Below are 22,960 nucleotides of genomic sequence, written 5' to 3'. Positions count from 1 at the left end.
GCCGCTGTGAAAAGCGTGGTGACAGCCGTTCCCCAAGGTGCGGGCCGACGCTTTCGCTACGGGTCGTAGCGTAACTGCCCGCGAGGGGCGCCGTGCCCCGTCCGCCGGTGATCTCCCTCACCACTTCACAGGAAGCACGGATTCACAGGAAGCACAGACATGGCCACTTCACGGGAAGCACAGACATGACCGCTTCGCGGGAAGCACGGACCTGGCCGCCGACATCGCCGGATATGGTCGCTGACATGCAGAGCAGCACGCCCGCCGCCCGTACGGGGCGCCCGCGGAGCGCCGCCGCGGACGCCGCGATCCTGGCGGCGACGCGGGAGGCGCTGGTCGAGCTGGGCTGGTCGAAGCTCACGCTGGGGGACGTGGCGACGCGGGCAGGGGTCGCGAAGACGACCCTCTACCGCCGCTGGGCGGGCAAGAACGAACTCGTGGTGGACGCGGTGGCGGCCCTCTTCGACGAACTGGAACTGCCCGACCGGGGCAGCCTGGCCGCGGACATCGAGGGCGTGGTGCTGCAGTTCGCGGCGATCCTGGGTCGCCCGGAGGCCAAGAGCGGCCTGATGGCGGTCGTGGCGGAGTCCACGCGGGACGACGCGCTGCGCGAACGCATCCGCGCCTCCATCGTCGACCGCCAGAAGCGCCTGGTCCTGGAGGGCCGCGCCCGCGCGACGGCGCGCGGCGAACTCCCTCCCGAGTCGGACCCGGAGACGGCGACCCGCACCGCCGACCTGATCTTCGACATGGTGGCGGGCGCGGTGGTCCACCGCACCCTGGTCAGCGCACGCCCGGCGGACGAGGAGTGGGTACGGGGCTTCACCCGGGTCCTGTTGGTCGGGCTGACGTCACCGGGCGCGTACGGCGATTGAGGACGAGGGCCACCCCCCAGCCCGTCCGGCGCTTGAGGACGAGGCCGTTCAGGCCGAGGGGTCTGGGGGCGGAGCGGCAGAGCCCCCCCAGGGACGGGAAGAGTAGGGGCGGCGGGCGCGAACAACCCGCCCGCCCTCACCGACCCGCACCTAGAACCCGGCCGGCTCCGTGTACACCCCCCACTCGTCCCGCAGCACCCCGCAGATCTCCCCGAGCGTCGCCTCCGCCCGTACGGCGTCCAGCATCGGCTCGATCATGTTGGAACCGTCGCGCGCGGCCGCCAGCATCCCGTCGAGCGCGGTCCGCACGGCCACTTCGTCCCGCGCCGACTTCCGGCCCGCGAGCACCCGTACCTGCTCCCGCTCCACCTCATGGCTGACCCTCAGGATCTCCAGATCACCGGTGACGGACCCGGTGTGGACGTTCACGCCCACCACCTTCTTGTCACCCTTCTCCAGGGACTGCTGGTAGCGGAACGCGGACTCCGCGATCTCGCCCGTGAACCAGCCGTCCTCGATCCCCCGCAGGATCCCTGAGGTGATCGGCCCGATCGGGTGCTGCCCGTCCGGGTGCGCCCGCAGCCCCCGCTCCTTGATCTGCTCGAAGATCTTCTCCGCGTCGGCCTCGATACGGTCCGTCAGCTGCTCGACGTACCACGAACCGCCCAGCGGATCGGCGACGTTGGCGACGCCGGTCTCCTCCATGAGCACCTGCTGCGTGCGCAGCGCGATCTCCGCCGCCTGCTCGCTCGGCAGTGCCAGCGTCTCGTCCAGCGCGTTCGTGTGCAGCGAGTTCGTGCCGCCCAGCACCGCCGCCAGCGCCTCCACCGCCGTACGCACCACGTTGTTGTACGGCTGCTGCGCGGTCAGCGAGACACCAGCGGTCTGCGTGTGGAAGCGCAGCCACTGCGCCTTCTCGCTCTTCGCCCCGTACACGTCCCGCATCCACCGCGCCCAGATGCGGCGCGCCGCCCGGAACTTGGCGATCTCCTCGAAGAAATCGACATGCGCGTCGAAGAAGAAGGACAGGCCGGGGGCGAACACATCCACGTCGAGGCCGCGGCTCAGCCCCAGCTCCACGTACCCGAACCCGTCCGCCAGCGTGTACGCCAGCTCCTGCGCGGCCGTCGCGCCCGCCTCCCGGATGTGGTAGCCGGAGACGGACAGCGGTTTGTACGCGGGGATGCCGCCCGCGCAGTACTCCATCAGGTCGCCGATCAGACGCAGGTGCGGCTCGGGCTGGAAGAGCCACTCCTTCTGCGCGATGTACTCCTTGAAGATGTCCGTCTGGAGCGTGCCGTTGAGCACGGACGGGTCCACGCCCTGGCGCTCGGCGGCGACCAGGTACATGCAGAAGACGGGGACCGCCGGACCGCTGATCGTCATCGAGGTCGTCACGTCACCCAGCGGGATGTCCTTGAACAGGACCTCCATGTCCGCCGCCGAGTCGATGGCCACGCCGCAGTGCCCGACCTCACCCAGTGAGCGAGGATCGTCGGAGTCGCGGCCCATGAGGGTCGGCATGTCGAAGGCGACGGACAGGCCGCCGCCGCCGTTGGACAGGATCATCTTGTAGCGCTCGTTCGTCTGCTCGGCGTTGCCGAAGCCGGCGAACTGCCGGATGGTCCACGTCCGCCCCCGGTAGCCGGTCGGATACAGGCCGCGCGTGAAGGGGTACTCCCCCGGCCAGCCGATCCGCTCGAAGCCCTCGTAGGCGTCTCCGGGCCGCGGTCCGTACACGGGCTCCACGGGGTCGCCGGAGAGCGTCGTGAAATCCGCCTCGCGCTTGCGCGAGGCGTCGTAGCGGGCCTGCCAGCGTCGGCGGCCCTCCTCGATGGCGTCAGCGTCCATACCCTCGAATTTACTAGGACGTCCAAGTAAATGTCGACCGGAGCGGGCCGGAGTGAGTCACATTTAATAGGGCGCCCCAGTGACCGGTCACGACAAACCGCCGCACGCGTATCTCGTGCGGCGGTGTCCTTCAGGCCTTGGTGACTGTCAGACCTCGGTGTCCGTCAGGCCTTGGCGACTGTCAGGCCTTGGCGACGGTCAGACCTTGGCGACCGCGGGCGCCTCGTCCCCGAGCCTGGTCTCCAGCTCCTGGCTGACCTTGCGCTCCACGAAGAAGGCGGCCGTCGGGATCGTCCCCGCCAGCAGTACCCACAGCTGCTTGCCGACCGGCCACTTCGCCTTGGCGCCCAGGTCGAAGGCGAAGACGAGGTAGATCACATAGAGCCAGCCGTGCGCGATGGCCACGACACGGGTGAAGTCGGCGGCGCCGTCCACGTCGAGGCCGTACTTGGCGATCATGCTGAGGCACAGCAGGACCAGCAGCACACCGGTGACGTAGGCCATGACGCGGTAGCGGGTCAGCACGCTCTTTTTCATGGGTACGAGCGTAACCGCCGGTTTCGGGCGATCTTCCGGCACCCCCGGGGCCGTACGGCCCGGTTCCTACTCCTGGTCGAAGTCCCCCGCGGCGACGCGCAGCGGGCGCAGCATCGCGAAGATCTCGGCGCACTCCTCCGCGTCGTACACGCCGAGCCCGAAGTCCATCGCCATCAGGTCACGGGTGGCCGCGTCGCACACCTCGCGGCCCTTTTCGGTGATGGAGGCAAGGGTGCCGCGGCCGTCGTTGGGGTTGGGCCGCTTGGCGACGAGACCCGACCTGACCAGCCGGTCGACCGTGTTGGTGACGGACGTGGGGTGCACCATGAGCCGTTCACCGATCTTGGACATCGGCAGCTCGCCCGCCTTGGAGAAGGTCAGCAGCACCAGCGCCTCGTACCGCGCGAAGGTCAGTCCGTACGGTTTCACGACCGCGTCGACCTCGGCGAGCAGGATCTGCTGCGCCCGCATGATCGAGGTGATCGCGGACATGGACGGCACGCTTCCCCACCGCTGCTTCCAGTGCTCGTCGGCGCGGGCGATGGGATCGAAGGAGAGGCTGAGGGGCTTCGGCACGCCATCGACCTTACCGGCCGGTCACATGGTGGTCAGCCCCGTCTCGCCTTTCGGTCGACCTCCGGCCCGGGGCGCACACTGGAAGCAGAAGGCCATGAAGCATGAGCCGAGCGTGGAGGTGAGCCATGAGCACCCTCGAAGAACACGTCGACGTCGGGGTCCCGATCGACAGGGCCTGGGACCGGCTGCACCGTGTGGAGAACTTCCCGAGCTTCGTGGAAGGAGTGCGCGACGCCCGTACGGAGCCGAACGGCCGGGCGCATCTGGACGTCGAGGCCGGCGGCCGGACCCGGGAACTGGAGGCCGAGGTCTCCGACCGCAAGGAACGCGTGATGGAGTGGCACACCACGGGTGCCCCACTGCTGGCGGGAACCTTCTCGCTGAAGCCGATCGACCGGACCCACACCCGGGTCCAGGCGCGGCTCGAGTACGACCCCGACACCGTCAGGGAGACGTTCGGCGGGCCGAAGGGATTCGCCCAGGCCAACGCGATCGAACGGGTCGTCCGCAGCGACCTCGAACATTTCAAGGACTACCTGGAACGGGAGCGCTGAACGGCTGAAATCGGAGACCGGTGCCTGCCATGAGGCCGCTGGGGCCGAGGGGGCGTAACCCCTAAGCGCGCGGCGCCCGGCGCAGCGCGTGCCGTACAGCCCGCTGTGCCACCGGCCCCAGGTCGTCGAGCGCCGCCACCAGGGCCCCCAGCCGCTCCAGCGCGCCCAGCGCGGCCGACGCTCCCTCCGGGTCCACGCCCTCGTACAGTTCGATTCCCACGAAGGACGCCGACACCGCGCGAGCGAGACCGGCCGGATCCGTGAACTCCCCCAGCGGCGTCGACGCCAGCACCCGCTCCAGTACCCGCTCGATCTCCACGATCCACAGGTCGAGCCCGGCCGCCGTCGCCGGTGCGAGGCGGGGGTGCGTCTGCGCGCCCGCCAGCAGCTGGCCGAGGACGGCCACATGCCCCGCCGCCTTCTCCTCCGCGTGCATCTCGCGCCCGAACGCGAGGAGTTCACCGAGCGAGCGGATCCCGTCGAGCCGGTCCCGGTACCGCGCCACCCGCTGCTCCGTCCCGTACCGGCACGCCGCCGCGAGCAGCTCGTCCACCGAGCCGAAGTGGTAGAAGACCAGCGCCTGGTTGACCCCGGCGCTCGCCGCGATCGTACGGGCCGATGTCTTGGCGATCCCCTGCTCGGTGAGCGTCCGCAGCGCCCCCTTCAGCAGCTTCTCCTTCGTCGCCGCACTCACGCCCGTGCCTCCTCCCGGACGGGGCGAAGGCCTGCACGCACCCCGCGTACGCGGACATCCGTGTACGACGCCGTGAACGATCCCTCGTAGCCGAACAGCGGGCCGACGTACCGGTTCACCACCCGTACCCGAATCCGGAAGCGCCCCGTCGACTCGTCGAACGACTCCCTCACCTCGGCCTGACCTCCGATCAGTTCGGGCACCCGCACGTCCACCGGTCCCTCGCGGAACCGGTGTTCGCCGGAACGGATCAGCAGGGACCCGTCCGGCTCCGCCCGGAAGTGCAGATCGGTCGCCAGGTGCTGATGCGTGCCCAGGTAGTCCAGGATGCGGTCGCCCTTCGGGCTCAGCACCATCTGCGCGTCGAAACGGCGGGCACGGCCGGGGAGGTCGAAGGTGCGTACGAACGTCACCGTCTCCCGGCCGAACGTGTCCGTGTACGGCACGTTCTCGATGACGAAGGGGACGTTCCGCCCCTGCCGCGGGACGAGGATGTGGCGCGTGCCGCCGAGCGCCAGGAACGGCTTGACGAATCCCCTGCCGTGCCAGACACGGTCCATCACCCCGCGCCCCGTGCATGCCTCACCGCTCGCCAGTCCCACCGAGAAGCGGCGCCGTAACTGCGGGTGCAGCCGCTCGAAGTCCGCGCCCATCACCGTACGGAAGATCGAGGTCATGACGGCCACTCCAGGGTGCACAGGAGACGGGGGGCGGGTACGCGCGTGGGCGGGGTGCGCAGACAGCGGCGGGCGGCCGGGGTGCAGGAAAGGGGGGTCTTGAACAGGGCCAGGGAGATGGCCACGGCCAGGAGCAGCGGGCACAGATAGGCCATCGCCGCCGCGAACGGGCCGAAGAGGCGCAGGAAGGAGTCCAGGCCGAGGCCGGTGCAGGCGGTCGCGACGATCAGGGCGCGGACGGCCAGTTCCGCGCACCAGTTCACGAGCGCCCGCTCCGGTGTGATCCCCTTCTCCAGCCACAGCCGCAGCCGGTCGAAGGACCAGGCGGTCGCCCAGCCCATCAGCGGGCGGAAGACCACACGGTCCGCGAGCGCGCCCACGCGGCCCCACCGCGGCCGGTAGTCGTACCCGGTGAGGAAGCGGACGCCGTCACCGTCGGGCACATACCGCCAGTAGCCGCTCCCCTCGGCGATCAGCGACAGCGGGTGCGGCGAGGAGAACCGCAGCGCGGAGGTGCGCGTCCCGTCCGGCCGCGTCTTCTCGCCCGCCGACACCCCGGTCCCGGACACCGTCAGGAACGGCAGGACCCGCGTGGCGTACCGGAAGCGCTGCGGTTCGCCCTGCGCGCGCGGGAGGTATTCGATCTCGCTGAAACGGAGGTCCCAGCGCCGGTGCCGCTCGGGGTCCTGGGTCCGTTCCCACAGTTCGTCGAGGTCGCCGCGTATGTGCGCCTCTACGTAGAGCCCCATTGCGAATCCCCCATGTCAACGGCCCTGTTTGAGCGACTGCTCAATCAAGTGGCCTGACAGTACAACAGGTTTGAGCGATCGCTCAAAGCCTCGGGACCCCCGGGAATTGCCCGTGAACGGCAAAACCCCGGCCCTCAGGGACCGGGGTTCGGGCTGCCGTGCGGGGAGTTACTCCGCGGACAGGTATCGCTCCACCGTCTCCACCTTCGAGGTGAGACCGTCCGTCACACTCGGGCGGATGTCCGCCTTAAGGACGAGCGAGACACGCGGCGCACGCGCCTCGACCGCCGCGACGGCGCGCTTCACCACGTCCATCACCTCGTCCCACTCACCCTCGATGGAGGTGAACATCGCGTCGGTACGGTTCGGCAGGCCGGATTCCCGTACGACCCGGACGGCGTCGGCGACGTACTCCCCCACGTCCTCGCCGACACCCAGCGGCGTCACGGAGAAGGCGACGATCATGCGTTCACGATTCCTTCCTTGCGGGCGCGGGCGGCGATGACGGCGTCCTGGGCCGCGCGGTGCAGCTTGCGCTCGGCCAGGAAGCCGCCGCCGGGGATGATCGAGTAGGCGAAGTAGAGCCAGGCCGTCCCCTTGTCCCACTTGGTGCGGTTCCAGGCGTCGAGCCAGAAGATCACGTAGAGGATGAACAGCACGCCGTGGATCGGACCGAGGACCCGGGCGACGTCGACCTCGGACGTGACCGTGTACTTGATCACCGTGCAGGTGGCGAGCACGATCCAGGAGATGCCCTCGGGCACGGAGATCAGGCGTAGGCGGCGGATGGCGGAGGCTGTCTTGAGGTCCACGGATCACCTTCGGTGGGAGAGTCGCTGACGACGCGGTCGCCTTGTGAATGGAAGCACAAGCAACGGGCCCATTGTGACAAAGGACCGCGCCGCCCCGGCGACAGGGGTCTGTCCGTTACGCACCGTCGGCCGCTACCTTCACCCCGTGGCGATGTTCCGACTCCAAGGCAGCAAGGTGTTGGCCGTCGAGATGACCGGGGACGCCGTGAAGGCGAAGAACGGCTCCATGGTCGCCTACGACGGTCAGATGGCATTCAAGAAGCTCAGCGGCGGCGGTGAGGGCATCCGGGGCATGGTGACCCGGAGGCTCACCGGCGAGCAGATGACCGTGATGGAGGTGCGCGGGCACGGGACGTGCTGGTTCGCCGACCGGGCCTCCGAGATCAACCTCGTGAACCTCCAGGGGGACAAGCTGTACGTCGAGTCGAGCAACCTCCTCGCGACGGACGCCGGCCTGCGTACAGGCACGACGTTCACCGGCCTGCGTGGTGCCTCGCAGGGCAACGGCCTGTTCACGACGACCGTCGAGGGCCACGGCCAGGCGGCGATCATGTCGGACGGCCCGGCAGTGGTGCTGCGGGTGAGCGCGCAGTACCCGCTGACCGTCGACCCGGGTGCGTACGTCGCGCACCAGGGAAACCTGCGGCAGTCGTTCCAGTCCGGTGTGACCTTCCGCACGCTCCTCGGCGAAGGCGGCGGCGAGGCCTTCCAGATCCGCTTCGAGGGGGACGGACTGGTGTACGTCCAGCCCAGCGAGCGCAACACGATCGCGGGGGATGTGTGACATGCCCTTCCGTGAGATCAACTCGAAGATGATCGAGGCGACCGTCGTGCCCGGGCAGCGCCTGTACAGCCAGCGGGGCGCGATGCTCGCCTACAAGGGCGAGGTCTCCTTCACCCCCAACGTCCAGGGCGGCCAGGGCGGGGTCATGTCGATGATCGGCCGCCGCCTCGCCAATGAGGCGACACCGCTGATGTCGGTCGAGGGCAGCGGCACGGTGCTGTTCGGGCACGGTGGCCACCACATCCAGGTGATCAACCTCACCGGGGACACGTTGTACGTCGAGGCGGACCGCCTGCTCGTCTTCGAGGGCGCCCTCCAGCAGGGCACGATGTTCATGGGCTCGCAGGGCGGCGTCATGGGCATGGTGCGCGGCCAGGTCACCGGTCAGGGCCTGTTCACGACCACCCTCAAGGGCCACGGCGCGGTCGCCGTCATGGCGCACGGCGGCGTCTTCGAGGTGCCGATCACCCCGCAGCGCCCGGTCCACGTCGACCCCCAGGCGTATGTCGCCCACCACGGCGACGTGCGCAACAAGCTCTCCACGGCGCTCGGCTGGCGCGACATGGTGGGCCGTGGCTCCGGCGAGGCGTTCCAGCTGGAGCTGAGCGGCAGTGGTGTGGTGTACGTCCAGGCGTCGGAGGAGAAGCTTTGAGCACCTACCCGGGGGGCGCCGGTCCCGTGATCCACGACCCGATGACACTGCCGGCCGACGACAGCGTCAACAAGTACACCTTCTGCGTGGAGCTCAAGGGCAGCCAGTGGTTCCTGCAGAAGGGCAAGATGATCGCCTACTACGGCTCGATCGAGTTCAACGGCATCGGGCACGGCCGCCTCGACCGGATTGTCCGTACGTCCTTTCATTCGCCTCTGCACGCGAGCGACTGGGTGGTGGCGGAGGGCTCGGGCAAGATGCTCCTCGCCGACCGGGCCTTCGATGTGAATTCCTACGATTTGGACGACGGCAACCTGACCATTCGCTCGGGCAACCTCCTCGCTTTTCAGCCAAGTCTCGCGCTGAAGCAGTCGATCATTCCGGGATTCCTGACGCTGATCGGAACCGGCAAGTTCGTGGCCGCGTCCAACGGTCCGGTGGTGTTCATGGAACCCCCGATCCGGGTGGATCCGCAGGCGCTGGTCGGCTGGGCCGACTGCCCGTCCCCGTGCCATCACTACGACCACGGGTATCTGACGGGTGTATGGGGCGGTCTACGTGCGATGACAGGCCTCGGCGGGGCCTCCGGGGAGGAGCACCAGTTCGAGTTCGTCGGGGCGGGCACGGTCCTGCTGCAGTCCTCGGAGACGCTCATGGCCGAGCAGGCCACGGGGGCGGTTCCGCACGAGCCGGGCGTACCGGGCGGCGGCGGGGTACCCGGCCACCAGGGCCAGCCGGGGACACCGCGCCTTCCCGGACAGCTGGGGGACCTCCAGCGTCGCTTCGGGCTGTGAGCGGTAGTCTGCGGAGTGTGACGTCGAACGCGTGCGCACAGTCACACCACCCTCACTAGTTCGCCTTTCAACCTTTTAGGTAGACTTCATTCATGGAGACCGAGACGGCCACGCGCTGGCTGACCGATGCGGAGCAGTGCGCCTGGCGCACCCACCTGGAGGTCAACAGGCTGTTGACGTACCAGCTCGAAAGGGACCTCCAGCCGTTCGGCCTGACAATGAACGACTACGAGATCCTGGTGAATCTCTCGGAGTCGGAGGGCGTCCGCATGCGGATGAGCGACCTCGCGGCCGCCACCCTCCAGTCCAAGAGCCGCCTCTCGCACCAGATCACGCGTATGGAGAACGCGAGCCTGGTGCGCCGCGAGAACTGCGAGTCCGACCGCCGGGGTCTGTACGCGGTCCTGACGGACCACGGCCTGGAGATGATGAAGAAGGTCGCGCCACACCATGTGGCGTCTGTGCGGCGACACTTCATCGACCTGATGGCCCCCGACGACCTGGAGCAGCTGCACAAGTCCCTCCGGCCGATCGCAGAGCACTTGCGGGGGCAGCGGGGCAAGCCGTAGCGGAGCGCCAGGGCGCCCTGGATCAACCGGCTGTACGGGGTGGCCGACAGTGCGAGCGCACTGCCGGCCACCCCGGCTGCCTACCAGCGGGCTACAGCGCCCCGAAAGGGGCGCGGGGCTGTATCGATGTGCGGCTCCGCCGCGATGGGGGTCCCCCTGTTCATGGGGGTCCCCCCTGCTCGAGCGAAGCCGAGAGCTTGGGGGAGAAAGCCGAGAACTTGGGGGAGCGACCAGCCACCGACGCACCCGCAGATGACACACGGCCTCCCAGCGGAACGCTACGCACCCGCAGGTGACACACGGCCTCCCAGCGGAACGCTACGCACCCGCAGGTGACACACGGCCTCCGAGCGGAGCGCTACGCCCCGGCGGAGACACCACGGTCCGCAGCAGCCGCGGACGTGGCGACGCCGCGTGCACCCCAGAGCGACGCCGCCCCAGCCGTCAGCGTCACGGCTCCCGACGCCGCGAAGCACACCCCCAGCGGCAGATGTGCCACCAGCACCCCCACCGCCGCCGAGCCGGCCGAACCGCCCGCGTTCACCGCGGTGTTGACCCAGGCGCCCGCCTGGGTGCGGAAGCCCGGCGGGGCGGACTCGTCCGCGATCAGATACGACGTCGTCAGGGCCGGGGCTATGAAGAGGCCCGCGCAGGCCACGGTCACGGTGAGGACGCCGAGGCCGGGGGCAAGGCCGGCCACCGCCAGGGTCAGGCCCAGGCCGCAGGCGAGCAGCGGCAGGCGTACCCGCGCACTCGTACGCCAGTCGACCGCCCCGTTCAGCAGCCCGCCGACCGCGCTGCCCACGGACAGCGCCGCGAGCACCCAGGCCACGACGTCATCGCCGTACCGCCGCTGCCCGGCGAAGGCCATGACCAGCAGATCGAGGGCGCCGACAGCCACGCCGACCCCCGCGGCCACCAACACCGGCTGCATCAGGCCCCGCGCACCCCGCAGCCGCTTCGCGGAGCGCTCCGGCTTCGCCGCGTCGGGGCGCGCCCCGGCCACCACGGGGGACGAGACGAAGGCGACGGTCCCGGCCGCCACCAGCAGCGCGCTCAGCGCCACCCCGGCCGCGGGCGGCGCCCACCGCAGCAACGCGCCCACGATCAGCGGACCGGACACGAACAGCAGTTCCTCGGTCACCCCGTCGAGCCCGTACGCGCGCTGCAACAGCCGCTGGTCGTCGAGGAGTCCGCTCCACACGGCCCGCATGGTGGGGCCCAGAGGCGGCGGGAAGGCACCGGCACCGACGGCGAGGGCACCCAGCAGCAGGGCCGGTGCGCCGGGCCGCCAGCTCACCGCGGCGAGCGCCGTCAGCAGGCCCGCGTACGCCAGCGCCATCGGTATCAGCGCCCGCCGGGGCCCGTATCGGTCGACGAACGCCGCCCGTAGCGGCGAGAGCAGGACCGTCATGGCCCCGAAGAGCGCCATGACCGTACCGGCCACGGCGTAGGACCCGGTCGCCCGGGTCACGGACAGCATCACGGCGATGGACACCGTCCCGTACGACAGCCGGCCGACGAGCGCGGCGAAGAAGGTGCGACGGGCGTACGGGACACGCAGAACGGCGGCATACGAAGGCCGCCCGGGAGAAGGCGCAGACACGCGGAAGTTCCTCAACTGGAGGCATGGACGGGACGCCGAAGTGCCGCGACGACCACGGACGGCTGCCGTGTCGATCGCGGACCTGGGCGGGTCCTATGCCAAGAGGAGGTACATGCGGATCAAGGTACCAGCGGCCTCCGGGGGCCGGCCATGAGGTTTTCGGTGCCGAGCGCGGCCCGTCAGCTGTTGGTCAGCCCCGCCACCAGCTCGTCCGCCGCCCGATAGGGGTCCAGCTCCCCCGCCACGATCCGCTCCGCCAGCGCGCCCAGGCGGCGGTCGCCGTGCAGGTCACCGATCCGTTCGCGCAGGGCCGTCACCGCGATCGTCTCGACCTCGTGGGCGGCACGGGCCCGCCGGCGCTCGGCGAGCACTCCGTGTTCCTCCATCCACGCCCGGTGCTTCTCCAGCGCCTCGACGACCTCGTCGACGCCCTCGCCGCGTGCCGCGACCGTCTTCACGATCGGCGGACGCCAGTCGCCCGGGGCCCGCGACTCCCCGAGGCCCAGCATGTGGTTGAGCTCGCGCGCGGTCGCGTCCGCGCCGTCACGGTCGGCCTTGTTGACGACGTACACGTCGCCGATCTCCAGGATGCCCGCCTTCGCGGCCTGGATGCCGTCGCCCATCCCGGGGGCGAGGAGCACCATCGAGGTGTCGGCCTGGGAGGCGATCTCGACCTCCGACTGGCCGACGCCGACCGTCTCCACCAGGATCACGTCGCAGCCCGCGCCGTCCAGGACCCGGATGGCCTGCGGGGCGGCCCAGGCGAGGCCGCCCAGATGCCCTCGGGTCGCCATCGAGCGGATGTAGACGCCGGGGTCCGACGCGTGCTCCGACATGCGGACGCGGTCGCCGAGCAGCGCGCCGCCGGAGAAGGGCGAGGACGGGTCGACGGCCAGGACGCCGACCCGCTTGCCCTGTTTGCGGTACGCCGTCACGAGCGCGGACGTTGACGTGGACTTGCCGACGCCCGGCGAGCCCGTAAGGCCCACGACGTACGCGTTGCCCGTGAGCGGCGCGAGCGCCGCCATGACCTCCCTGAGCTGCGGGGACGCCCCCTCCACCAGGGAGATCAGCCGGGCCACGGCCCGCGGCCGGCCTTCCCTGGCCTGGGCCACCAGCGAGGAGACGTCCTGCATCACAGCTCCGTTCACGAAAACACGAAGAGAGGTCGGTCGAGGGTGCTCAGGCCTTGGGTACCCGCACGATCAGCGCGTCACCCTGGCCGCCGCCACCGCACAGCGCCGCCGCGCCGACGCCTCCGCCGCGCCGCTTGAGCTCCAGGGCGAGGTGCAGGACGAGCCGGGCGCCGGACATGCCGATCGGGTGACCCAGGGCAATCGCGCCGCCATGGACATTCACCTTTTCGGAGGAAACCCCCAAGTCCTTCATCGACTGCACGGCAACGGCGGCGAACGCCTCGTTGATCTCGATCAGGTCGAGATCCGAGACCTCCAGGCCCTCCTTCTTCAGGGCGTGCAGGATCGCGTTCGACGGCTGCGACTGCAAAGAGTTGTCCGGTCCGGCGACGTTCCCGTGGGCGCCGATCTCCGCGATCCACTCCAAGCCCAGCTCCTGCGCCTTGGCCTTGCTCATCACGACCACGGCCGCCGCACCGTCCGAGATCTGCGAGGAGGAACCGGCCGTGATCGTGCCGTCCTTGGTGAACGCGGGGCGCAGCTTCGCCAGGGACTCCACCGTCGTCTCGCCGCGGATGCCCTCGTCCTTGCTGAAAACGACCGGTTCGCCCTTGCGCTGAGGCACCTCGACCGGGGTGATCTCGGCCTCGAAGACGCCGTTCTTCTGGGCGGCCGCGGCCCGCTGGTGGGACAGGGCCGCGATCTCGTCCTGCTCCTGCCGGCCGAGGCCGAGTCGCGTGTTGTGCTTCTCCGTGGACTCGCCCATGGCGATGCCTTCGAAGGAGTCGGTCAGGCCGTCGTACGCCATCGCGTCGAGCATCTGGACCGCGCCGTACTTGAAGCCGTCGCGGGACTTCGGGAGCAGGTGGGGGGCGTTGGTCATGGACTCCTGGCCGCCCGCGACGATCACGTCGAACTCACCCGCACGGATCAACTGGTCGGCCAGCGCGATCGCGTCGAGGCCCGACAGACACACCTTGTTGATCGTCAGGGCCGGGACACTCATCGGGATGCCCGCCTTGACCGCGGCCTGACGGGCCGGGATCTGCCCCGCCCCGGCCTGCAGCACCTGGCCCATGATCACGTATTGCACCTGGTCGCCACCGATCCCCGCACGGTCGAGGGCGGCCTTGATCGCGAAGCCGCCGAGGTCGGCTCCGGAGAAGGACTTCAGCGAGCCGAGCAGCCGTCCCATCGGGGTGCGGGCACCCGCGACGATGACGCTGGTCGTGCTGTTCGTTCCAGACATGAGCTGCGATCCCCTTCCGGCCTGCACAGCCGAGGAGTGAACGAGGGTTTACTTCGAATGTACTGAGGGGTAGTCCACCCCGTCATCAAGCCGTCAGTGTGATCGCGCGCACGTTGCGTAACCACCTCAGGAGCGCTGCACTGAATCCATGCTGACGCGAATCGACCACATCGGGATCGCCTGTTTCGACCTCGACAAGACCGTCGAGTTCTACACCTCGACCTACGGCTTCTCCGTGTTCCACACGGAGGTCAACGAGGAGCAGGGTGTCCGCGAGGCCATGTTGAAGATCAACAACACGGACGACGGCGGCGCCTCCTACCTGCAACTGCTCGAACCCACCCGCGAGGACTCCACGGTCGCGAAGTGGCTGGCGAAGAACGGCGAGGGCGTGCACCACATCGCCTTCGGTACGGCGGACGTCGACGCGGACGCCACCGCCGTCAAGGACAAGGGCGTACGCGTCCTGTACGAGGAGCCACGACGTGGTTCCATGGGGTCGCGGATCACCTTCCTGCACCCCAAGGATTGCCACGGCGTACTGACAGAACTGGTCACATCCGCGGCTGTTGAGTCACCTGAGCACTGACTCCCGTACATAAGGGCCGGTAGGGTTGGGGGCGGTCGCCGCTCCACCAGGGCGACCGAGTCCCGTCGTGGCCGACGGGACGGAGCCGGGGTCCGGGTTTCGGGGGACGAGCGTCGGGGCAGCAGCCCATGCTCCGTCGTAGATCTGACACCATTCCCCGGGGGCCCCGTTCGGCGGATGGACGGAGCTCGTTCGGAGAAGGTTGCGACCAGGGGACGGATGGGACCGCGCAGTGCGGGGCTACGAGGAGCGAGAGCCGGCGGCTGACGTCGACCACCTCTCTCGGTTCGAGGCCGAGATGGAGCGGCTGAAGACCGAGCGGGAAAAGGCGATCCAGCACGCCGAGGACCTCGGCTACCAGGTCGAGGTGCTGCGCGCCAAGCTGCACGAGGCGCGCCGCACCCTCATGACCCGTCCCGCCTACGACGGGGGCGACCTCGGCTACCAGGCCGAGCAGATGCTGCGCACCGCCCAGATGCAGGCGGACCAGCTGCGGGCGGACGCCGAGCGGGAGCTGAGCCAGGCCCGCGCGCAGACGCAGCGCATCCTCCAGGAGCACGCCGAGCAGGTCGCCCGCCTCCAGGCGGAGCTGCACCAGGAGGCGGTCTCCCGCCGCCAGCAGCTCGACCAGGAGCTCGCGGAGCGCCGCCAGACCGTCGAGTCGCACGTCAACGAGAACGTGGCGTGGGCCGAGCAGCTGCGCGCCCGTTCCGAGTCCCAGGCCCGCCGTCTCGTCGAGGAGTCGCGCGCCGAGGCCGAGCAGTCGCTCGCCGCCGCCCGCGCCGAGGCCGAGCGGATCACCGCGGAGGCCCGCCAGCGGCTCCAGAGCGACGCCGAGTCCGCCCGCGCCGAGGCCGACCAGATCCTGCGCCGGGCCCGCGCGGACGCCGAGCGGCTGCTGAACGCCGCGTCCACCCAGGCCCAGGAGGCCACCGACCACGCCGAGCAGCTGCGCTCCAGCACCGCGAGCGAGTCGGACGCCGCCCGCCGGCAGGCGGCCGAGCTGAGCCGGTCCGCCGAGCAGCGGATGACCGAGGCGGAGGCGGCGCTGCGCGAGGCGCGTGCCGAGGCCGACAAGGTGGTCACCGAGGCGAAGGAGAACGCCGCCAAGGCCCTGGCCAGTGCCGAGTCGACCAACGAGCAGCGCACCCGCACGGCCAAGGAGCAGGTCGCCCGGCTGGTCAGCGAGGCCACCAAGGAGGCGGAGGTCACCAAGGCCGAGGCCGAGCAGGTCGTCGCGGACGCCAAGGCCGAGGCCGAGAAGATCCTCGCGGAGGCCTCCGAGAAGGCCCGCAGTGTCACGGCCGAGGAGACCGCCTCCCAGCTCGCCAAGACGGCCCGTACGGCCGAGGACGTACTCAACAAGGCGTCGGAGGACGCCAAGGCGACCACCAAGGCCGCCGCCGAGGAGGCCGAGCGGATCCGCCGTGAGGCCGAGGCCGAGGCGGACCGGCTGCGCGCCGAGGCGCACGACATCGCCGAGCAGCTCAAGGGCGCGGCGAAGGACGACACCAAGGAGTACCGCGCCAAGACCGTCGAGCTCCAGGAGGAGGCGCGCCGGCTGCGCGGCGAGGCCGAGCAGCTGCGCGCCGACGCGGTCGCCGAGGGCGAGAAGATCCGCGCCGAGGCCCGGCGCGAGGCCGTCCAGCAGATCGAGGAGGCGGCCAAGACCGCCGAGGAGCTGCTCGCCAAGGCGAAGGCCGACGCGGACGAGCTGCGCCAGACCGCCACCACGGACAGCGAGAAGGTGCGCACCGAGGCCATCGAGCGCGCCTCGCTGCTGCGCCGCCAGGCCGAGGAGACCCTGGAGCGCACCCGCAAGGAGGCCGAGCAGCACCGCGCCGAGGCCACCGAGCAGGCCGAAGCGATCAAGGAAGAGGCCGAGCGGGCCGCGCGCGACGTGCGCGAGGAGACCGAGCGGGCCGTCGAGGCCCGCCGGACGGACGCCGCCGAGGAGCTGACCCGCCTCCAGACCGAGGCCGAGCAGCGGCTCGCCTCCGCCGAGCAGGCGCTGGACGACGCCCGCGCCGAGGCCGAGCGGATCCGCCGCGAGACCGCCGAGGAGACCGACCGGCTGCGTTCGGAGGCCGCCGAGCGCATTCGTACGCTCCAGGCGCAGGCCGAGGCCGAGGCCGACCGGCTGCGCACGGAGGCCGCCGCCGACGCGTCCGCCTCCCGCGCGGAGGGCGAGAACATCGCCGTACGACTGCGCTCGGAGGCGGCGGCCGAGGCCGAGCGGCTCAAGTCGGAGGCGCAGGACACCGCCGACCGCGTACGTGCCGAGGCGCAGGCCGCGGCCGAGCGGCTGGCGACCGAGGGCGCCGAGACACTCGCCGCCGCCCAGGAAGAGGCCACCCGGCGCCGTCGCGAGGCCGAGGAGCTCCTCGGCTCCGCCCGCCAGGAGGCCGACCAGGAGCGCGAGCGGGCCCGTGAGCAGAGCGAGGAACTGCTCGCCGTGGCGCGCGCCCGGGTCGAGGAGGCCCAGGCCGAGGCCGTACGGCTGGTCGAGGAGGCCGACCGGCGCGCCACCGAGATGGTGTCGGCCGCCGAGCAGCACGCCCAGCAGGTGCGGGACTCCGTGGCCGGGCTGCACGAGCAGGCGCAGGAGGAGATCACCGGCCTGCGCTCGGCCGCCGAGCACGCGGCGGAGCGTACGCGCACCGAGGCGCAGGAGGAGGCGGACCGGGTCCGCGCCGACGCCTACGCGGAGCGCGAGCGGGCCGCCGAGGACGCGGGCCGCGTCCGGCGGGAGGCCGCCGAGGAGTCGGAGGCCGCCAAGTCGCTGGCGGAGCGCACGGTCTCGGAGGCGATCGCCGAGGCGGAGCGGATCCGTTCGGACGCCGCCGAGCACGCCCAGCGCGTGCGGACGGAAGCCTCGGACACCATCGCCACCGCCGACCAGGACGCGACGCGCACGCGTGCGGAGGCGCGCACGGACGCGAACCGGATCCGGTCGGACGCGGCCACGCAGGCGGACACCCTCATCACGCAGGCGCGGGCGGAGGCCGAGCGGCTCACCACGGAGACCGCGGCCGAGGTCGAGCGGGTCCGGGCCGAGTCCGTGGCCAAGGCCGACAAGCTGATCTCGGACGCCACCGGCGACGCGGAGCGGCTGCGCGCCGAGGCCGCCGAGGCGGTCGGGTCCGCGCAGCAGCACGCGGAGCGGATCCGCAGCGAGTCGGAGCGGATCAAGGCCGAGGCGGAGGCGGAGGCCGAGCGGGTCACCGCGGCCGCGCGCGAGGAGGCCGAGCGCACCCTGGACGAGGCCCGCAAGGACGCCAACAAGCGGCGCTCCGAGGCGGCCGAGCAGGTCGACACGCTCATCACGGAGACCGCGTCCGAGGCCGACAAGCTGCTCTCGGAGGCGCAGCAGACCGCGCTCAAGACGACGGCGGACGCCGAGGCGCAGGCCGACACTATGGTGGGCGCCGCCCGCAAGGAGGCCGACCGCCTGGTGGCCGAGGCGACGGTCGAGGGCAACTTGCTGGTGGAGCGGGCCCGGTCGGACGCGGACGAGCTGCTCGTCGGCACGCGCCGGGACGCCACCGCGATCCGCGAGCGCGCGGAGGAGCTGCGCGACCGGATCACGACCGAGGTCGAGGAGCTGCACGAGCGGGCGCGGCGCGAGTCGGCCGAGACGATGAAGTCGGCGGGCGAGCGGTGCGACGCGCTGGTCAAGGCCGCCGAGGAGCAGCTGGCCAAGGCCAAGGCGGACGCCAAGGAACTCCTCAACGAGGCCAATTCCGAGGCGGGCAAGGTCCGTATCGCCGCGGTCAAGAAGGCCGAGGGGCTGCTGAAGGAGGCCGAGCAGAAGAAGGCCTCCCTCGTCTCCGAGGCCGAGAAGATCAAGGCCGAGGCGATCCGCGAGGCGCGGCAGGCGGTCGAGGAGGGCAAGCGGGAGCTGGAGATCCTGGTGCGCCGGCGCGAGGACATCAATGCGGAGATCTCCCGTGTCCAGGACGTCCTGGAAGCGTTGGAGTCTTTTGAGACCCCGTCCGGTGGCAAGGATGGGGGCGTCAAGGCGGGGGCCGCCATCGGTGCGCCCCGTTCGGGTGGCAAGGCGTCAGAGGGGTAGCCAGAAGCGCTGATTCTGTGCCTTGCCGGGACGTTTCACGCAGGTCCTGGCAAGCGCTGAGACAGTTAGCCACTCAAAAGGAGTGTCATTCTCCAGATCAAACACGTATCCGCTCGATGACACACCGCTTTGACCCCTAGGATTCCCTCTATCACCTCACCGGTCTCATTCGACAGGAACCCCATGAGCGACACTTCCCCCTACGGCTTCGAGCTTGTGCGGCGTGGATACGACCGCGCTCAGGTGGACGAACGAATCTCCAAGCTCGTCTCCGACCGTGACAGTGCTCTCGCCCGCATCACCGCTCTGGAAAAGCGCATCGAGGAACTCCACCTCGAGACGCAGAACGCCCAGGCCGCCGTAAGCGACGCGGAGCCGTCGTACGCGGGTCTCGGCGCGCGCGTCGAGAAGATCCTCCGCCTGGCCGAGGAAGAGGCCAAGGACCTGCGCGAGGAGGCCCGCCGCGCCGCCGAGCAGCACCGTGAGCTCGCCGAGTCGGCCGCCCAGCAGGTTCGCAACGACGCGGAGTCGTTCGCGGCGGAGCGCAAGGCCAAGGCCGAGGACGAGGGCGTCCGGATCGTCGAGAAGGCCAAGAGCGACGCCTCCCAGCTGCGTGCCGAGGCGCAGAAGGACGCGCAGTCCAAGCGCGAGGAGGCGGACGCCCTCTTCGAGGAGACCCGCGCCAAGGCCGCGCAGGCCGCCGCCGACTTCGAGACGAACCTCGCCAAGCGGCGCGAGCAGTCCGAGCGCGACCTGGCCTCCCGCCAGGCCAAGGCCGAGAAGCGCCTGGCCGAGATCGAGCACCGCGCCGAGCAGCTGCGCCTGGAGGCCGAGAAGCTGCGCACGGACGCCGAGCGCCGCGCCCGCCAGACGGTGGAGACCGCCCAGCGCCAGGCCGAGGACATCGTGGCCGACGCGAACGCCAAGGCCGACCGTATCCGCTCGGAATCCGAGCGCGAGCTGGCGGCGCTGACGAACCGTCGCGACTCCATCAACGCCCAGCTGACGAACGTCCGCGAGATGCTCGCGACGCTCACGGGCGCGGCCGTCGCCGCCGCGGGCGCCCCGACCGAGGACGAGCCGATCTCCCGCGGGGTTCCGGCACAGCAGACCCGGTAACCGTTCAGCCGGACAGGGGCCCGCACTCTCCGCCGGGGGTGCGGGCCTTCGCCGTGTCCGGCTGCGGCAGCTGTGGCGCTTGCCGGCACGGACGGGCGAGGGGCCCGCCGGGACGTCTCAGCATCACGCCGGTGGCCTGCGCGGTTTTGCTTTGTCTTGGCCGGAACCGTCAGCGCCCGGATATCCTCCTAACCCTTACGGGGGCAGTGTGGGGCCCCGACGTCCTGAACCTTTCGATGGGTGCGGAGCATGATCGAGGCAGTCGGCCTGACGAAGCGCTACGGCGACAAGACGGCCGTGTACAACCTTTCTTTCCAGGTACGTCCGGGTTCCGTCACCGGCTTCCTCGGGCCCAACGGCTCGGGCAAGTCGACCACCATGCGGATGATCCTCGGCCTGGACAACCCCACCTCGGGGCAGGTGACGATCGGCGGCTACCCGTACCGCAAGCTGCCCAACGCCCCCCGCCAGGTCGGGGCCCTGCTCGACGCCAAGGCCGTGCACGGCGGCCGGGCCGCCCGCAATCACCTGCTGTCCCTGGCCCAGCTCTCCGGCATCCCGGCGCGGCGCGTCGACGAGGTGCTCGGCGTCGTCGGCCTCCAGGACGTGGCGAAGAGGCGGTCCAAGGGCTTCTCGCTCGGTATGGGCCAGCGCCTCGGCATCGCCGCCGCGCTGCTGGGCGATCCCCAGGTGCTCCTCTTCGACGAGCCGGTCAACGGACTCGACCCCGAGGGCATCCTGTGGGTGCGCAATCTGATGAAGTCCCTCGCGGCGGAGGGCCGTACGGTCTTCGTCTCCTCCCACCTGATGAGCGAAATGGCGCTCACCGCCGACCACTTGATCGTGATCGGGCGGGGGCAGCTGCTCGCCGACATGAGCGTCAAGGACTTCATCTCCGCCAACTCCGCGGATTTCGCGCGTGTCCGCACGCCCGACACCGAGCCGCAGTTGCGGGAGAAGCTGACCGCCTCGCTGACCGAGGCGGGCGGGCATGTGCTGCCAGAGCAGGACGGCGCGCTGCGCGTGACCGGGCTGCCCCTCCCCCGCATCAGCGACATCGCGCACGACGCCGACGTACGCCTGTGGGAGCTGTCGCCGCACCAGGCCTCGCTGGAGGAGGCGTACATGCGGATGACGCAGGGCGCCGTCGACTACCGCTCGACGATCGACCAGAAGACCGGGCTCCAGCAGCCGCTGCCGCCCGGCGTCCAGCCACCGATGCCGGTGCCGGGGCAGGGCCAGCCGGGCTGGTACGCCCCGCCGCCGCCCCAGCAGGGCGGCCGGCCGTTCGCGATGCCGGGGCAGCCGGAGCAGGTGCCCGCGGGCCCGTACGGCGCTCCGGCAGCGCCCGCCGCCCCCGGCGCGGGGCAGCAGTCGAACCCGTACGCACAGCCGACACCCCCGGCCCAGCCCGCCGCAGCTCCGGCCGCCGCGCCCGCCGCCCCGGCCCAGGCCGCCACCGCTCCCCCGGCCCAGCCCGCCGGGGCCGCCGCGCCTGCCACTCCGGCCGCCGCGCCCGCACCGCAGGAATCACCCGCGTCGGCCACGCCCGCCCCTGCCCCTGCCTCCGCCCCCGCCGCCGACCTGACCAAGTCCGAGGACGCCCGATGAGCACGCCCCAGCCCCCGATGCCGCAGGCCGCGCCCGCCTGGCAGGCGGCGCCAGGTCCCGCGTACCCCGCCTACACCTCGCCGATCCCGGTCGTCCGGACCCACCTCGGGCACGCCATCACCTCCGAGTGGACGAAGATCAGGTCGGTGCGCTCCACGATGTGGACGCTGGGCATGTTCGTCCTGCTCGTCGTCGGCATCGGGCTGTTGACCGGCGTGCTGGTCTCCGCCCACTCGTCGGAGGGGAGCCTGCGGAGCGAGAACCCGCTGTCGTTCGGGGTCTTCGGGCTGCTTCTCGGCTCCATCTGCATCATCACGCTCGGCGTGCTGACCACGGCCTCCGAGTACGGCACCGGCATGATCCGGACCACGATGACCGCGTGCCCGTCCCGGGGGCGGGTGCTGGCGGCGAAGGCGATCGTGTTCTTCGCGGTCGCGTTCGTGATGACGCTGGTGTCGGTCCTCTTCGTCGCCTTCGTGGACGTGTCCCTGCTGGACGGCGCCAAGCAGCCGTCCGGTTCGGAGTGGCTGAAGGGGACGGTCGGCATCTCGCTCTACATCGCGCTGCTCGGGCTGCTGTCGCTCGTCATCGGCTCGGTCATCCGGCATTCGGCGGGCGCCATCACCATCATGATCGGTGTGCTGCTCGCCCCGCTGGTCATGGCCCTGTTCATGTTCGCGGAGTCGCTGGACAAGGTGCGCACGGCCCTGATCGACTACTCGATCCCGAACCAGCTCGGCGTCTTCTACTCCAACTCGCTCAGCAACTCGGGCCCCTCGGGCTGGGACCCGCTGTGGATCATGCTGGGCGTGACCGCTGTCGCCTTCGGCGGGGCCTACCTGCTGCTGGAGAAGCGGGACGTCTAGGCCCTGTCGTCAAACGCCCGTCGTCCGCCCGCAGGCGGGCCGGGCGGCGTCTGGTGCGTGCGATCGCAAGGCGCCGGAAGGTCCTCGATGGGGGTCCCCCCTGCTCGAGCGAAGCCGAGAGCTTGGGGGAGGAGCTACTAGGGCCTTTCGGCAACGCGGCGAGCGTGCGTGCCAGACGCCGCCCGGCAGGCGGGAGTTTGACGACAGGCCCTAGGTCCGGGTTCAGTATCTGGGCGCGTTACGGGACCGCTGCACCCGCGAGGTGCGGCGGTCCTTCGCGTTCCAGCACGCCTTGTGCCAGTGCCGGCGGTCGTCCACGCCCGCGTGGTCGGGCCAGGCCACCACGTGCGGGACGCCCGAGGGGATCAACTGGTCGCAGCCGGGGCAGCGGTAGGTCTTGCCCTCGGCGCTCGCGCCCGCCACATGGCGCACGTTCCAGTCCTCGCCCTGCCAGCGCTCGCTGGACTGCCAGCCGCCGTAACGGGACCTGTCGTCGTCGTCCGCGCTCCGGCCGGACGAGCCGGGGCCCTTGGGTCGGTTGCGACGCGGGGACACAGGACACCTCACGGGGCTATACAGGGGCAC

23 protein-coding genes are annotated in these 22,960 nt (G+C 70.8%); 11 read left to right on the top strand and 12 right to left on the bottom strand.

Annotation, left to right across the window (positions count from 1 at the left end; genetic code table 11):
- Positions 1 to 245: 245 nt before the first annotated feature.
- Positions 246 to 875, top strand: a complete 630-nt coding sequence (locus tag Q2K21_RS07040) for a TetR/AcrR family transcriptional regulator (RefSeq protein WP_310767110.1) — start codon at positions 246 to 248, stop codon at positions 873 to 875.
- A gap of 150 nt (positions 876 to 1,025) precedes the next feature.
- Here Q2K21_RS07040 and Q2K21_RS07035 read toward each other — a convergent pair whose 3' ends face one another.
- The 3 genes from Q2K21_RS07035 to Q2K21_RS07025 all read right to left on the bottom strand — a co-directional run bounded on the left by Q2K21_RS07035 (position 1,026) and on the right by Q2K21_RS07025 (position 3,839).
- On the bottom strand, positions 1,026 to 2,726 hold the full coding sequence (locus Q2K21_RS07035) for an acyl-CoA mutase large subunit family protein (protein WP_310767107.1): 1,701 nt from the start codon (positions 2,724 to 2,726) through the stop codon (positions 1,026 to 1,028).
- Between the two features lie 198 nt (positions 2,727 to 2,924).
- Positions 2,925 to 3,263, bottom strand: coding sequence for a DUF3817 domain-containing protein (locus Q2K21_RS07030; RefSeq protein WP_310767104.1), 339 nt, complete (start codon positions 3,261 to 3,263; stop codon positions 2,925 to 2,927).
- Positions 3,264 to 3,329: 66 nt separating this feature from the next.
- Entirely contained in the window at positions 3,330 to 3,839 is a 510-nt protein-coding gene (locus tag Q2K21_RS07025) for a MarR family winged helix-turn-helix transcriptional regulator (protein WP_310767101.1), read from the bottom strand.
- A gap of 125 nt (positions 3,840 to 3,964) precedes the next feature.
- On the opposite strand from Q2K21_RS07025, the gene Q2K21_RS07020 reads away from it, so the two are divergent.
- A complete protein-coding gene (locus Q2K21_RS07020) occupies positions 3,965 to 4,393 on the top strand; it encodes an SRPBCC family protein (RefSeq protein WP_310767098.1) in 429 nt (142 codons plus the stop codon).
- 61 nt (positions 4,394 to 4,454) lie between these two features.
- Here Q2K21_RS07020 and Q2K21_RS07015 read toward each other — a convergent pair whose 3' ends face one another.
- The 5 genes from Q2K21_RS07015 to Q2K21_RS06995 all read right to left on the bottom strand — a co-directional run bounded on the left by Q2K21_RS07015 (position 4,455) and on the right by Q2K21_RS06995 (position 7,325).
- A complete protein-coding gene (locus tag Q2K21_RS07015; protein ID WP_310767095.1) occupies positions 4,455 to 5,087 on the bottom strand; it encodes a TetR/AcrR family transcriptional regulator in 633 nt (210 codons plus the stop codon).
- The gene (locus Q2K21_RS07010) at positions 5,084 to 5,764 is read right to left on the bottom strand and encodes a DUF4166 domain-containing protein (protein ID WP_310767092.1); all 681 of its coding nucleotides are present in this window, start codon (positions 5,762 to 5,764) and stop codon (positions 5,084 to 5,086) included. Before Q2K21_RS07010 ends, Q2K21_RS07015 begins: the two co-directional genes overlap by 4 nt.
- Entirely contained in the window at positions 5,761 to 6,513 is a 753-nt protein-coding gene (locus tag Q2K21_RS07005) for a hypothetical protein (protein WP_310767090.1), read from the bottom strand. Before Q2K21_RS07005 ends, Q2K21_RS07010 begins: the two co-directional genes overlap by 4 nt.
- A 168-nt stretch (positions 6,514 to 6,681) precedes the next feature.
- Complete coding sequence (locus Q2K21_RS07000; protein WP_310767087.1) at positions 6,682 to 6,978, bottom strand: MTH1187 family thiamine-binding protein; 297 nt, start codon at positions 6,976 to 6,978, stop codon at positions 6,682 to 6,684.
- A complete protein-coding gene (locus Q2K21_RS06995) occupies positions 6,975 to 7,325 on the bottom strand; it encodes a DUF3817 domain-containing protein (protein WP_310767085.1) in 351 nt (116 codons plus the stop codon). The genes Q2K21_RS07000 and Q2K21_RS06995 overlap by 4 nt, the downstream gene beginning before the upstream one ends.
- 151 nt (positions 7,326 to 7,476) lie before the next feature.
- On the opposite strand from Q2K21_RS06995, the gene Q2K21_RS06990 reads away from it, so the two are divergent.
- The 4 genes from Q2K21_RS06990 (at position 7,477) to Q2K21_RS06975 (ending at position 10,124) form a co-directional block, all read left to right on the top strand.
- Positions 7,477 to 8,109, top strand: coding sequence for an AIM24 family protein (locus Q2K21_RS06990; protein ID WP_310780677.1), 633 nt, complete (start codon positions 7,477 to 7,479; stop codon positions 8,107 to 8,109).
- Between the two features lies 1 nt (position 8,110).
- Positions 8,111 to 8,761 (top strand): AIM24 family protein, encoded by a 651-nt coding sequence (locus Q2K21_RS06985; RefSeq protein ID WP_310767083.1) that lies wholly within the window; start codon positions 8,111 to 8,113, stop codon positions 8,759 to 8,761.
- On the top strand, positions 8,758 to 9,555 hold the full coding sequence (locus Q2K21_RS06980; protein WP_310767081.1) for an AIM24 family protein: 798 nt from the start codon (positions 8,758 to 8,760) through the stop codon (positions 9,553 to 9,555). Before Q2K21_RS06985 ends, Q2K21_RS06980 begins: the two co-directional genes overlap by 4 nt.
- Positions 9,556 to 9,647: 92 nt before the next feature.
- Entirely contained in the window at positions 9,648 to 10,124 is a 477-nt protein-coding gene (locus Q2K21_RS06975) for a MarR family winged helix-turn-helix transcriptional regulator (RefSeq protein ID WP_310767078.1), read from the top strand.
- Between the two features lie 358 nt (positions 10,125 to 10,482).
- Here Q2K21_RS06975 and Q2K21_RS06970 read toward each other — a convergent pair whose 3' ends face one another.
- From Q2K21_RS06970 to Q2K21_RS06960, 3 genes are all read right to left on the bottom strand, one after another.
- Positions 10,483 to 11,730, bottom strand: coding sequence for an MFS transporter (locus Q2K21_RS06970; protein WP_310767074.1), 1,248 nt, complete (start codon positions 11,728 to 11,730; stop codon positions 10,483 to 10,485).
- Between the two features lie 179 nt (positions 11,731 to 11,909).
- Entirely contained in the window at positions 11,910 to 12,866 is a 957-nt protein-coding gene (gene meaB, locus Q2K21_RS06965) for a methylmalonyl Co-A mutase-associated GTPase MeaB (RefSeq protein ID WP_310767071.1), read from the bottom strand.
- Between the two features lie 46 nt (positions 12,867 to 12,912).
- On the bottom strand, positions 12,913 to 14,115 hold the full coding sequence (locus Q2K21_RS06960; protein WP_310767068.1) for an acetyl-CoA C-acetyltransferase: 1,203 nt from the start codon (positions 14,113 to 14,115) through the stop codon (positions 12,913 to 12,915).
- A 148-nt stretch (positions 14,116 to 14,263) separates the two neighbouring features.
- On the opposite strand from Q2K21_RS06960, the gene mce reads away from it, so the two are divergent.
- The 5 genes from mce to Q2K21_RS06935 all read left to right on the top strand — a co-directional run bounded on the left by mce (position 14,264) and on the right by Q2K21_RS06935 (position 22,375).
- Positions 14,264 to 14,704, top strand: coding sequence for a methylmalonyl-CoA epimerase (mce, locus tag Q2K21_RS06955; protein WP_310767066.1), 441 nt, complete (start codon positions 14,264 to 14,266; stop codon positions 14,702 to 14,704).
- A 232-nt stretch (positions 14,705 to 14,936) separates the two neighbouring features.
- Complete coding sequence (scy, locus tag Q2K21_RS06950; RefSeq protein WP_310767063.1) at positions 14,937 to 18,779, top strand: polarized growth protein Scy; 3,843 nt, start codon at positions 14,937 to 14,939, stop codon at positions 18,777 to 18,779.
- Between the two features lie 183 nt (positions 18,780 to 18,962).
- A complete protein-coding gene (locus Q2K21_RS06945; RefSeq protein ID WP_310767060.1) occupies positions 18,963 to 19,898 on the top strand; it encodes a coiled-coil domain-containing protein in 936 nt (311 codons plus the stop codon).
- Between the two features lie 249 nt (positions 19,899 to 20,147).
- The gene (locus Q2K21_RS06940; protein ID WP_310767057.1) at positions 20,148 to 21,509 is read left to right on the top strand and encodes an ABC transporter ATP-binding protein; all 1,362 of its coding nucleotides are present in this window, start codon (positions 20,148 to 20,150) and stop codon (positions 21,507 to 21,509) included.
- Positions 21,506 to 22,375 carry an ABC transporter permease subunit gene (locus tag Q2K21_RS06935; protein ID WP_310767054.1) on the top strand — a complete coding sequence of 290 codons (870 nt, stop codon included), beginning with the start codon at positions 21,506 to 21,508 and terminating at the stop codon, positions 22,373 to 22,375. Before Q2K21_RS06940 ends, Q2K21_RS06935 begins: the two co-directional genes overlap by 4 nt.
- 222 nt (positions 22,376 to 22,597) lie before the next feature.
- Here the strand turns inward: Q2K21_RS06935 and Q2K21_RS06930 are convergent, their stop codons facing one another.
- Positions 22,598 to 22,930, bottom strand: a complete 333-nt coding sequence (locus tag Q2K21_RS06930) for an ATP/GTP-binding protein (protein ID WP_310767051.1) — start codon at positions 22,928 to 22,930, stop codon at positions 22,598 to 22,600.
- Positions 22,931 to 22,960: the final 30 nt, after the last annotated feature.

The organism is Streptomyces sp. CGMCC 4.7035 (assembly GCF_031583065.1).
In the GTDB taxonomy this organism is placed as follows: domain Bacteria; phylum Actinomycetota; class Actinomycetes; order Streptomycetales; family Streptomycetaceae; genus Streptomyces; species Streptomyces yaanensis.
This window is presented reverse-complemented; position numbering and strand designations above follow the sequence as displayed.

Excerpts from the sequence above, each read along its gene's own strand:
- Q2K21_RS07020 (WP_310767098.1), top strand. The coding sequence starts at position 3,965 with ATGAGCACCCTCGAAGAACACGTCGACGTCGGGGTCCCGATCGACAGG.
- Q2K21_RS07040 (WP_310767110.1), top strand. The coding sequence starts at position 246 with ATGCAGAGCAGCACGCCCGCCGCCCGTACGGGGCGCCCGCGGAGCGCC.
- Q2K21_RS06975 (WP_310767078.1), top strand. The coding sequence starts at position 9,648 with ATGGAGACCGAGACGGCCACGCGCTGGCTGACCGATGCGGAGCAGTGC.
- Q2K21_RS06940 (WP_310767057.1), top strand. The coding sequence starts at position 20,148 with ATGATCGAGGCAGTCGGCCTGACGAAGCGCTACGGCGACAAGACGGCC.
- Q2K21_RS06935 (WP_310767054.1), top strand. The coding sequence starts at position 21,506 with ATGAGCACGCCCCAGCCCCCGATGCCGCAGGCCGCGCCCGCCTGGCAG.
- Q2K21_RS07010 (WP_310767092.1), bottom strand. The coding sequence starts at position 5,764 with ATGACCTCGATCTTCCGTACGGTGATGGGCGCGGACTTCGAGCGGCTG.
- Q2K21_RS07005 (WP_310767090.1), bottom strand. The coding sequence starts at position 6,513 with ATGGGGCTCTACGTAGAGGCGCACATACGCGGCGACCTCGACGAACTG.
- mce (WP_310767066.1), top strand. The coding sequence starts at position 14,264 with ATGCTGACGCGAATCGACCACATCGGGATCGCCTGTTTCGACCTCGAC.
- Q2K21_RS07035 (WP_310767107.1), bottom strand. The coding sequence starts at position 2,726 with ATGGACGCTGACGCCATCGAGGAGGGCCGCCGACGCTGGCAGGCCCGC.
- meaB (WP_310767071.1), bottom strand. The coding sequence starts at position 12,866 with ATGCAGGACGTCTCCTCGCTGGTGGCCCAGGCCAGGGAAGGCCGGCCG.
- Q2K21_RS06985 (WP_310767083.1), top strand. The coding sequence starts at position 8,111 with ATGCCCTTCCGTGAGATCAACTCGAAGATGATCGAGGCGACCGTCGTG.
- Q2K21_RS07000 (WP_310767087.1), bottom strand. The coding sequence starts at position 6,978 with ATGATCGTCGCCTTCTCCGTGACGCCGCTGGGTGTCGGCGAGGACGTG.
- Q2K21_RS07030 (WP_310767104.1), bottom strand. The coding sequence starts at position 3,263 with ATGAAAAAGAGCGTGCTGACCCGCTACCGCGTCATGGCCTACGTCACC.
- Q2K21_RS06945 (WP_310767060.1), top strand. The coding sequence starts at position 18,963 with ATGAGCGACACTTCCCCCTACGGCTTCGAGCTTGTGCGGCGTGGATAC.
- Q2K21_RS06990 (WP_310780677.1), top strand. The coding sequence starts at position 7,477 with ATGTTCCGACTCCAAGGCAGCAAGGTGTTGGCCGTCGAGATGACCGGG.
- Q2K21_RS06960 (WP_310767068.1), bottom strand. The coding sequence starts at position 14,115 with ATGTCTGGAACGAACAGCACGACCAGCGTCATCGTCGCGGGTGCCCGC.